We start from the raw sequence: 10,050 nt of genomic DNA, 5'->3' as shown, positions 1-10,050 counted from the left end.
GGGGGGGGGGCGGGGGGGGGGGGGGGGGGGGGGGGGGGCGGGGGGGGGGGGGGGGGGGGGGGGGGGGGCCCGGGGGGGGGCCCCCCCCCGGGGGGGGGGGGGGGGGGGGGGCCCCCCCCGGGGCCCCCGCCCCACGCACACCGGGAAGGTCGCGACGCGGGAACCCCGCCGGCGACCACGTCCGGCGCACGATGCGGACGGTAGGCGCACGCGGGCCGCTGGCGCAGGGGATGACAGGTGTTTCGGGAGGTGGTACTCAGCCCTCGTCGACCGGCCGGATGAGCTGCGGGCCGTCGTCCGCGGTCTTGAAGGGGGCGACCCGGTCGAACCGGAGCGTCTCCGCCTCGGCGACCCCCGCCCGGACCGCCTCGTCGACGAGCGCCTGGTCGCCGACGATCGACGGGTCGAGCCAGTGCAGCCAGAGGTCGGGCGGCAGGATGACGGGGTTGCGGTCGTGGATGTCGGCGAGTGTCTGCACCGCGTCGCTCGTGAGGATCGTGGCGGTGAGCGTCCAGCGGTCGGGGTCGTCGTCGGCCTTGGACTTGTCGCGCCACCACGAGTAGAGGCCGGCGAAGCCCATGAGCTCGCCCTCGGGGTAGCGGATGAAGTACGGCGTCTTGCTGCCCTTCGGCCCCTGCCACTCGAAGTAGCCGCGGGCGAGCACGATCGCGCGGTGCGACTTCACGGGCTCGCGCCAGGTCGCCTTGTCGGCGATGCCCTCGGCGCGGGCGTTGAAGGTGGGGAACTTCGGCTTGAGCGTGTCGGACCACGACGGCACCAGCGACCAGTGGGCGCGCTCGAACCGCAGCTCGCGGTTCTTGGGCGAGTCGATCAGCACCGGGATGTCGTCGGTGGGCGCGATGTTGTAGTCGGCCTCCCAGTCGGCGCGCCACTCGTCGGGCCGTCGCCCGGTGGCCTCCACGAACTCGGTGATCTCGTCGTTGACCTTGTCGTCCATCGCGAACCTGCCGCACATGCTGGCCAGCGTAGTCGCGACCACCGACGGCGGGAGGCACGGGCCTCCCCGGCCGCGATTCGGCGCAAATCGTGGGAAAGGCGCCCCAGAACCGAGATTCGGCGCAAATCGTGGGGTCAGCGCACCACCGACGGGGACCACGCGTGGCGGAGGAACACGGTCGGCGGCGCCGAGCCGTCGGCCGGCACGGCGTACACGTCGCTGTCGCCGGGGGCGGTCGTCGACGCGAGGCCGTACAGCAGGGTCCCGTCGTCGAGCCACTCGGCCTGGTCGTCGACGCTCTGCTCGATCGGGAGCTGCGTCTCCACCCCGCTCGCGAAGTCGAGCACGGCGAGGGTCCAGTGCGGCGTCGCCTCCCCGGGCGTGAGGTTCTTCTTGTACGCGACACGGGAGCCGTCCGGTGCGAGGGAGGGGCACTCGGCGCCGTCCTTGATGGCGACGAGGGTGCGTCCGCGGAGGTTCCCGCGGACGAGGTACGTGTGGTGCGCGGTCGCGCCCGTGGCGTAGAAGGTGTTGCCGTCGTCCGCGAAGGTGACGCCCCAGAAGTTGCGGTCGGCCGCGGTGACCTTCTGCCCGTCCACGAGGAAGGTGAAGTCCTCCAGCGATCCGTAGTCGCTGCCGTTCACGCGCGAGATGGTGGTCTGGGTCGAGAACGCGACGGTGCCGTACGCCTCGCCGGTCACGAACGAGGTCTGGGCGATGAGCTTCGAGTCGGCGGAGATGCGGGTGCGGCTGGGCACGCCCGGCAGCGGCCACGACTTCAGCTCGGTGCCGTCGGCGTCGTAGAGCGTCTCGGTGAAGGTGGTGACGACGCCGCGTGCGGTGTGGAGGCACGTCTCCACCTCACGGGTGGCGTACACGCGGTCGCAGGCCGGTCCGCTGATCGTGCGCGGGCCCTGGGGATCGTCCAGCGGCACGGAGGCCACCTGCCCGTAGCCCTTCCCGCTCGCGGTGTTGCGGAACACCAGCCGCGGGCCCGCCGGGAGGGCGGAGGGTGCCGCGGTGGCGGCGGTGACCTGGCTGGGCGCGCTCGCGCGCGACTGGTAGTCGGCGAACGCCACCGCCCCGTACACGACCGCGCCGCCGAGGAGCAGCACGGTGATCGCCAGCAGCGACCACCGGCGGACGCGGGGGCTCATGCGGTGATTCTCGGGGAGGTCGGGGATCCGCGCAAGATCACGGCGACGACGGGGATCACGACGGCCAGCGCCACCGCGGCGACGACCATCGCCGGGGTGCGGCCGAGCGCGAACCACAGCACGCCGAACCCGGTGGAGGCGACGAGCCTGGTCAGCGCGACGACCGTCTGCGCCGCCGCGATGCCGCTCGCCCGGCTGCCCTCCGGCGTGCTCTCGGCGGCGAGCGCGGCGAGGATGCCGTCGGTCGCGGCGTAGAAGGCGCCGAGCAGCAGGAGGCAGACCAGCGTGAGCGGCAGCCCGGCGACCGGGAGCGCCGCCGCCACGTACGTGCCGAGGAGCGCCAGGTGACCGACGACGAACACGCGGGCACGGCCGAAGCGGTCGGCCAGCCTCCCGAACGGCACCGCGAGCGCCAGGAACGCGACGTTCGTGCCGACGTAGAGGAGCGGGAACCACTGGGCGGCGAAGTCGCTGCGGCTCTGCAGCACGAGGTAGACGAAGCCGTCGCCGATGGTGATGAGGCCGAGCAGGCCCGCCACCAGCAGCACGCGGCGCAACCGGGGGTTGGAGAGGTCGCGCCAGCGGAAGCGGGGGCGGGCCGTGCCCGACGTGCTGCGCTCGGCGCGCGGGCGCCGGTCCGGGATGACGAGCCCGAGCACGGCGACGCCGACGAGGGCGCACGCGAGCGAGACGACGAAGACGGTGTGGTAGCCGTCCGGGATGAGGAAGAGGATGAGGAAGGCCAGCAGCGGCCCGATCGCCGCGCCGACGGTGTCGAGCATGCGGTGCACGCCGAACGAGCGGCCGAGGTTCTCCGGCTGCGACGACGCGGTGATGAGCGCGTCGCGCGGCGCAGTACGGATGCCCTTGCCGATGCGGTCGGCGGTGACGATGCCGACGATCGCGCCCAGCCCCGAGGCGAACAGCAGGAAGACGCGGGCTGCCGCGGACAGGCCGTACCCGGCGAACGCGACCCACTTGGGCCGGTCGCCGCGGTCGGAGGCGTAGCCTCCCGCGATCCTGACGACCGCGCTGACGCCCTGGTACAGGCCGTCGACGAAGCCGAACGCGATGGTGGAGAGGCCGAGGGCCCCCGTGATGTAGAGCGGAAGGATGGCCGCGACGGACTCGGACGAGATGTCGGTGAGCATGCTCACGATGCCGAGGCCCACGACGGTGGCGGAGACGCGCGTGGCGCGCACCCCGTCCCGTTCGGCGAGCCGCGCCGTGTCGTCCGTGTCCTTCTCACGCCGGTCGGAGAGCGAGATGTACACGAGGGTCAGCCTTTCGCGGTGAAGGTCCCGAAGATGATGTATTTCGAGCCGTTGTCGGTGGGGGTCGCGGTGACCGTGACGGTGCTGCCGTCGCGGGTGAAGGCGAGGGCCGTCGCGCCGCCCTGGGCCGGGGCGGCCGTGTCGTACATGCCGTACTTCGCGAGGGCCGTGCGGTAGAAGGCGAGGACGTCGGCGACGCCGGAGCCGGAGGTCGCCGTCAGGGTGACCTGGAGGCGGCCGTCCTGCGAGGCGACCGAGCTGGAGGCGACGTGGGCGCCGGGGGTGACGGGCAGCACGCTCTCCGGATACCCGGAGACGAGCCCGCCGGTCGCGCTCGCGGTCCGCGGCAGCGGCGCCGAGACGGGCACGGGCAGCGGGTCGCTCGGCGGGAGGGCGGGCGAGGTCTTCTCGACGGGCGGCAGCACCTCCGTGCTGTACCGCTTGCCGGCGGCGGGCGCCTCGGGACCGGTCCCGGTGCCCGAACCGGGGCCGGTCGTGCTCGACGGGGTCGGGACCGCGGTCGAAGGGGCCGTGGGAGCGGAGGATGACGCGTGCGGCGCCGGCGTGGCGGAGCCGCCGCGGGAGGCGTCCGAGGTGGCGGGTGCCGGCAGCTGGGTCAGGGTGAAGGCGCCCGCGGCGATCACGGCCGCGGCGGCGAGCCCGGCGATGACGAGGGTGCGCTGCCTCATGGCCGCGCCTCCGCCGCCGCTGCATCGTCCGCGGGGCTCAGCGCGCCGTCGGCCTCGACGTAGCGGCGACCGCTCTCCGGGCACACCCACGCGCCGGGCGCCTCCTCGCGCAGCGGGACCCCTGCCTCCCCCACCCAGCCGATGCGGCGGGCGGGGACGCCTGCGACGAGCGCGTAGTCGGGCACGTCGGCGCGCACGACCGAGCCGGCGGCGACGAGCGCCCAGCGCCCGATGGTCACGGGGGCGACGCACACCGCCCTGGCCCCGATGGAGGCGCCGGTGCGGACGGTGACGCCGACCGCGTGCCAGTCGTCGGCCGACTTGAGCGAGCCGTCGGGGTTGACCGCCCGGGGGAACACGTCGTTGGTGAAGACGGCGGCCGGTCCGACGAAGACGCCGTCCTCGAGCACGGCCGGCTCGTAGACGAGCGCGTAGTTCTGCAGCTTGCAGTTGTCGCCGACGACCACGCCGGGCCCGACGTACGAGCCGCGGCCGAGGATGCAGTCGGAGCCGACGACGGCCTCCTCGCGGACCTGCGCCAGATGCCAGACGCGGGTCCTGGCGCCGACGGAGGCGCGCGGGTCGACGTCGGCGGTCGCCGCGACGACCGGCGGGCCGTCGATAACGGTGGTGATGGTGTTCATAGCGTCGCCCCCAGGTCGTCGCTCGGTGGTGGTGCGGCGCCGCTCAGTAGGCGCCGGTCGGATGGAGGAGCACCCGGGCGGTGCGCCAGAGGATCACCAGGTCGCCCGTGAGCGACCAGTTCTCCACGTAGTACAGGTCGAGCCGCACGCTCTCGTCCCACGAGAGGTCGGAGCGTCCGTTGACCTGCCACATCCCCGTGAGACCCGGCTTGATGTACAAGCGGCGGTGGACGTGGCGCTCGTACCCGTCGACCTCGCGCCGCAGCGGCGGGCGGGGTCCGACGAGGCTCATGTCGCCGACGAGCACGTTCCACAGCTGCGGGAACTCGTCGAGCGAGTACTTGCGGATGAAGCGGCCGACGCGGGTGACGCGGGGGTCGTCCTTCATCTTGAACAGCAGACCGGCGCCCTCGTTCTGCGCGCGGAGGGTGGCGAGCCGCTCCTCCGCGTCGATCGCCATGGACCGGAACTTGAGCATCGTGAAGGTCGAGCCGTTGCGGCCGACCCGCTCCTGCCGGAAGATCGCCGGGCCCGGGCTGTCGAGCCGCACCGCGAGACCGATGAGGAGGAGGAACGGCAGCAGCAGGATGATCGCGGTGCCGGACACGGCGACGTCGAGCAGGCGCTTGAGGACGTGCTTGCCGCCCTCGAACTGCGGGATCTCGACGTGGATGAGCGGCAGACCCTCGACCGGGCGGAAGTGGATGCGCGGCCCGGCCACGTCGGTCAGGCGCGACGCGAGCACCAGTTCGGTCGCGGTCCCTTCCAGGGCCCAGCCGAGGTCGCGGATGAAGCGGCTGCCGCCGCGCGGCTGGCCGGCGACGATCACGGTGTCGGCGCGCAGCCTCCCCGCCGCCTCGGTCACGTCGGCGAGGCCGCCGACGACCGGGACCGTCTCGCCCTTCACGCGGATGACGTCGTGCTCGGGGTCGTCGACCGCCGCGCCCACCACCTGGTAAGCGGCGCCGGACTTGTCGCGGATCTGGCCGGCGACGTACTCCACGTCGTCGGCGGCGCCGATGACGAGGGCGCGGGACAGGTAGTGGTCGTAGCGGCGCTGCCCGATGAGCCACCGTCGCCACATCCACCGGCTGCCGACGAGGGCCACGGCGCCGATGGGCAGCGCGAGCACGAAGTAGCCGCGGGCGATGTCGACCTTCGCCACGAGGAAGACGATGGCCAGCACGCCGAAGGTGAGCGCGCTGGCGCTGGCCACCCGGCGGTACTCGGTGACGCCGAGGCCCATGATGCGCGGGTCGCGGGTGTGCCCGGCCGAGAGCGCGATGGTCCAGCACATGGCGATGGCCAGCGAGATCGCGAGGTACTGCAGCGGGAAGCCGGAGAGGTTCGTCGCGATGTCGTCGGGGCCGAAGCGGATGAGGAAGGCCGTGCCGATGGCGGCGACGATGATGAGGGTGTCGGTGATCCGCAGCCGGGTGCGGTACGCGTGCGCCCAGCTGCGTCCGCTCGCGGAGCGCGGGCCGGTGGCGGCGGCGGCCTCGTCGAGGCGGCCGATGGACCAGCGGCTCGGGGCCGCCAGGTCGCCGGCGAGCGGTCGGTTGCGGATGACGGTCATGGCTGGTTCCCCTTCCCCGGAGCGGCCAGGACGGCGACCGTGTGGACAGAACCGGCGGCGGCTGGGGGAAAGCCGCGGTCTCGAACGGCCTTGCCGCCGCCGGCTCCGCTGGGGAGGGACGCGCGATCGCGCTCGGTGCCGGCGCCTTGCGGCGCACGCGGCTCACGACGACGTTCCATCACGCATCCCCTGCTTGTTCGGGTCCACAGGTGCAATCGGGTTGAGCGACAACCGAGACCACAAGGAGCGTCAGCACTACCGGGTTCGTAAAACTGATTGTTCCTCAGCTATCGCAAACTGAGGATACATCGACTTTGCCGGTCGGCCGCCATCCCCCTTTCCGGGGGGCATGGCCGATCAGACCGGGATCGCCTCGGCGACCAGGTGCTTCGCGATCTCCAGGGCGCTCGTCGCGGCCGGAGAGGGCGCGTTGAGCACGTGCAGCTGGTGCGGGGCGTGCTGGATGACGAAGTCGTCGGCGAGGGAGCCGTCCGGCCGCACGGCCTGCGCGCGCACCCCGGAGCCGGCCCTGACGATGTCGGCCGCCTCGATCGCGGGCACCAGGCGCGCGAGACTCCTGGCGAAGGCGTTCCTGCTCAGCGAGCGCGCGACCTCCCGCGCCCCGGTGCCGAGGTTGCGCGACGCCATGCGGAGGAAGCCGGGATAGGCGAGCGCCTCCGCCGCGTCGCGCAGCCGCACGTCGCGCCAGCGGTACCCCTCGCGGGCGAGCGCCAGCACGGCGTTCGGCCCGGCGTGCACCGAGCCGTCGATCATGCGGGTGAGGTGGACGCCGAGGAACGGCAGCTCGGGGTCGGGCACGGGGTAGATCAGGCCGCGCACGAGGTCGCGGCGCTCGGGCCGGAGCTCGTAGTACTCGCCGCGGAACGGCACGATCCGCACCTCGGGCTCGATACCGGCCAGCCGGGCGATGCGGTCGGCATGGAGGCCGGCGCAGTTGACGAGGCCGTCGGCGCGCACCTCCCCGCCGGTGTGCTCGACCACGACGCCGTCGGGGAGCGAGCGGATGCCTGTGACCTCGGCATCCAGGAGCAGCTCGGCCCCCGCCTCCCTGGCGAGGTCGGCGAGCACGCGGCACACGGCCGGGTAGTCGATGATCCCCGTCGACTCGATGCGCAGCGCCCGCAGCGCGTACACCTCCGGCTCGTAGTCGGAGGCCTCGTCGGCGTCGATCAGCCGGCACGGAACGCCGTTCGCGACCGCGCGGCGGTGCAGCTCGTCGAGGCCGGCGAGCTCGCGGTCCTCCACCGCCACGATGAGCTTGCCGGGGACGGCGTGCGGGATGTCGTGCTCGCGCGCGAAGGCGAGCATGGAAGCGTTGCCGGCCGCGCACATCCGCGCCTTCAAGGAGCCCGGCTTGTAGTACGGCCCGGCGTGCACGACCCCGCTGTTGTGGCCGGTCTGGTGCCCGGCCCAGCCGGACTCCTTCTCGAGGAGGGTGACGGCGACACCCGACCGGGCGGCGCGTGCGGCGACGGCGAGGCCGAGGATGCCGCCGCCGACGATGACGATGCTGCGCGACATGGGGGTCCTCCCGGTTGGTCCGTGGGCGCGATCGGTGCGCTGCGCGATGAGGTGCGCTGGCGCTGATGCTAGCGCTGTCCGCGCAAAAATGAGCAAGGCTCACCCCCACATTGGGGTGACCGAGGATTCCTCAGGAATGCTAGCGTCGACGGCGTAGATGAGAAATCGTCATCTGCTCGCCAAGGTCTCGTGGCGACGCCCTCGCCCCGGGCCCATGAGCGCGAAACCCACCCGAAGGGAGTGCGCTATGAGCCACCCGTCCGCCCTGCGCGGCGCCGGCACGATGCCGGGCCCCGCCCGCGTCACGCTCGCCGGCACCGCCGTCGACCTCATGGACGCCGCGGAGGCGCTCCGCATCATCGAGGGGCACTGGCGCCTCGACGACGCCACACCGCTGGCCGTCTGCTCGGTCAACCTCGACCACATCCACCACTTCGGCACGGGCGCCCGCTGGCACGGCACCGGCAGTCACCACGCCGCCCCCGGCTCCCGCCCGATCGAGTGGCTCAACCTCGTCGACGGCGCCCCGATCGCCGCCCGCCTGGAGCGCGCCACCGGGACCGCCTGGCCCCGGCTCGCCGGCAGCGACCTGATCGGCCCCATCCTGGAGCGCGCGCAGGCCAGCGGGCTCCGCGTCGGCTTCTTCGGCGGCAACGCGGCCACCCACGAGCTGCTGCGCGAGCGCCTCGGCCTGGAACGGCCGGCCCTGCGCATCTCCGGCTGCTGGGCGCCCTCCGCCGCCGAGCTCGCCGACCCCGTCCGCTCGCGAGAGCTGGCCGCCGAGATCGCCGCGGCGCGCACCGACGTGCTCGTCGTCTGCCTGGGCAAGCCGCGCCAGGAGGTGTGGATCGCCGAGTACGGCGAGCTCACCGGCGCGAAGACCCTGCTCGCGTTCGGCGCGGTCGTCGACTTCCTCGCCGGGCGCGTCGAGCGCGCCCCGCGCTGGGTCGCCGAGCACGGGCTCGAGTGGGCCTGGCGGCTCACGCTGGAGCCGAAGCGCCTCGCCCGCCGCTACCTCGTGCAGGGACCGGGCGCGCTGCTCGCCGTCCGTCGATCGCGCGTCGCACGCATCCCCCTGGCCGCGCAGGCGACCGCACCGGCCGCACGCGCGACGACGGCCCCGCGGCCGGTCGCCGCCGCGAACCCGGAGGGCCGCTTCGTCGGCGCCGACGAGCGCCCGGAGGTCACCGCGATCACGGTCACGTACAACAGCGGCGCGCACCTCGACGAGTTCATCGCCAGCCTCCGCGGCGAGGCCGGGCGCACGCGCCTGCGCCTGGTGGTCGCCGACAACGGCTCGACCGACGACACCCGCACCCTGCTGGCCGCCCATCCCGACATCACGGTCGTGCCGACCGGCGCCAACCTCGGCTACGCCGGAGGCCTCAACGCCGCACTCGCGGCCGTCGGGAGCACGGAGGCCGTGCTCGTGCTCAACCCGGACCTCACCGTCGAGCCGGGGGCCGTGCGCGCCATGCTCGACCGGATGCGGCGCAGCGGTGCCGGCATCGTCGTCCCCGCCATCCGCGAGGGCGACGGGACGCTGACGAAGTCGCTCCGGCGCGAGCCCACGATCCGGCGCGCCCTCGGCGACGCCCTCTTCGGCGAGCGCGTCACGCGCCGCGGCGGCGCCTTCTCGGAGATCGACTGGGACGACACCAGCTACCGCTACCCGCACCGCGTCGACTGGGCGACCGGGGCCGCGCTGCTCGTGCGCGGCGACCTGGCGCAGCGGCTCGGCCCGTGGGACGAGCGCTTCTTCCTCTACTCGGAGGAGACCGAGTACTTCCGTCGGGCGCGCGACGCCGGCGAGACGGTGTGGTTCGCGCCGGAGGCGACCGTCGTCCACGCGCAGGGCGGCTCGGGCGTGCGCCCGGAGTTCACCGCGCTCATGGCGGTCAACCGGGTGCGGTACGCCGAGGCGACGGGAGGCCGGGCCGCCGTGCTCGGAACCCGTGCGGTCGCCGTGCTCCACGCCGGGCTCCGCGCCTACCAGCCCGCCCACCGCGCAGCCCTGCGGACGCTGCTCGACCGCGGCTCGTGGCGGCGGCTGCCGCACGCGCAGCGGCCGGTGCCGACGGCGGCGGGGGTAGCGGCGCAGGCGGCGCAGCCGGCTGCGCCCTCGGGGACCGTCACGACCAGTCGGGGCAGCGTGCTGATCCCGCGGCAGGCCACGCAGGCGGCCCCGGCCCTGTCTCTTATACACATCT

General features: G+C 73.8%; 8 protein-coding genes. 1 reads left to right on the top strand and 7 read right to left on the bottom strand.

What is annotated here, in order from left to right; all coding sequences use genetic code 11:
- Nucleotides 1-256 precede the first annotated feature (256 nt).
- The 7 genes from ACR9ZG_RS15770 to lhgO all read right to left on the bottom strand — a co-directional run bounded on the left by ACR9ZG_RS15770 (nucleotide 257) and on the right by lhgO (nucleotide 7,840).
- The gene (locus tag ACR9ZG_RS15770; RefSeq protein ID WP_481285799.1) at nucleotides 257-976 is read right to left on the bottom strand and encodes an SOS response-associated peptidase; all 720 of its coding nucleotides are present in this window, start codon (nucleotides 974-976) and stop codon (nucleotides 257-259) included.
- Nucleotides 977-1,092: 116 nt separating this feature from the next.
- Complete coding sequence (locus tag ACR9ZG_RS15765) at nucleotides 1,093-2,115, bottom strand: TolB-like translocation protein (RefSeq protein ID WP_481285798.1); 1,023 nt, start codon at nucleotides 2,113-2,115, stop codon at nucleotides 1,093-1,095.
- A complete protein-coding gene (locus ACR9ZG_RS15760) occupies nucleotides 2,112-3,389 on the bottom strand; it encodes an MFS transporter (RefSeq protein WP_481285797.1) in 1,278 nt (425 codons plus the stop codon). The genes ACR9ZG_RS15765 and ACR9ZG_RS15760 overlap by 4 nt, the downstream gene beginning before the upstream one ends.
- A 5-nt stretch (nucleotides 3,390-3,394) precedes the next feature.
- On the bottom strand, nucleotides 3,395-4,078 hold the full coding sequence (locus ACR9ZG_RS15755; protein ID WP_481285796.1) for a hypothetical protein: 684 nt from the start codon (nucleotides 4,076-4,078) through the stop codon (nucleotides 3,395-3,397).
- Nucleotides 4,075-4,722, bottom strand: coding sequence for an acyltransferase (locus ACR9ZG_RS15750; RefSeq protein WP_481285795.1), 648 nt, complete (start codon nucleotides 4,720-4,722; stop codon nucleotides 4,075-4,077). Before ACR9ZG_RS15750 ends, ACR9ZG_RS15755 begins: the two co-directional genes overlap by 4 nt.
- Before the next feature lie 43 nt (nucleotides 4,723-4,765).
- Nucleotides 4,766-6,298, bottom strand: coding sequence for a sugar transferase (locus ACR9ZG_RS15745; protein WP_481285794.1), 1,533 nt, complete (start codon nucleotides 6,296-6,298; stop codon nucleotides 4,766-4,768).
- A gap of 357 nt (nucleotides 6,299-6,655) precedes the next feature.
- On the bottom strand, nucleotides 6,656-7,840 hold the full coding sequence (gene lhgO, locus ACR9ZG_RS15740) for an L-2-hydroxyglutarate oxidase (RefSeq protein ID WP_481285793.1): 1,185 nt from the start codon (nucleotides 7,838-7,840) through the stop codon (nucleotides 6,656-6,658).
- Between the two features lie 247 nt (nucleotides 7,841-8,087).
- On the opposite strand from lhgO, the gene ACR9ZG_RS15735 reads away from it, so the two are divergent.
- Nucleotides 8,088-10,050: WecB/TagA/CpsF family glycosyltransferase (locus ACR9ZG_RS15735; RefSeq protein ID WP_481285792.1), on the top strand; the 1,963-nt coding region annotated here is incomplete at its 3' end.

This window comes from Leifsonia sp. KNZ12-8B (assembly GCF_056755495.1).
This window is presented reverse-complemented; position numbering and strand designations above follow the sequence as displayed.

What these genes read in the sequence shown, in the direction of transcription:
- ACR9ZG_RS15770 (WP_481285799.1), bottom strand. Translation starts at nt 976, where the DNA reads ATGTGCGGCAGGTTCGCGATGGACGACAAGGTCAACGACGAGATCACC.
- ACR9ZG_RS15765 (WP_481285798.1), bottom strand. Translation starts at nt 2,115, where the DNA reads ATGAGCCCCCGCGTCCGCCGGTGGTCGCTGCTGGCGATCACCGTGCTG.
- ACR9ZG_RS15755 (WP_481285796.1), bottom strand. Translation starts at nt 4,078, where the DNA reads ATGAGGCAGCGCACCCTCGTCATCGCCGGGCTCGCCGCCGCGGCCGTG.
- ACR9ZG_RS15750 (WP_481285795.1), bottom strand. Translation starts at nt 4,722, where the DNA reads ATGAACACCATCACCACCGTTATCGACGGCCCGCCGGTCGTCGCGGCG.
- ACR9ZG_RS15745 (WP_481285794.1), bottom strand. Translation starts at nt 6,298, where the DNA reads ATGACCGTCATCCGCAACCGACCGCTCGCCGGCGACCTGGCGGCCCCG.
- lhgO (WP_481285793.1), bottom strand. Translation starts at nt 7,840, where the DNA reads ATGTCGCGCAGCATCGTCATCGTCGGCGGCGGCATCCTCGGCCTCGCC.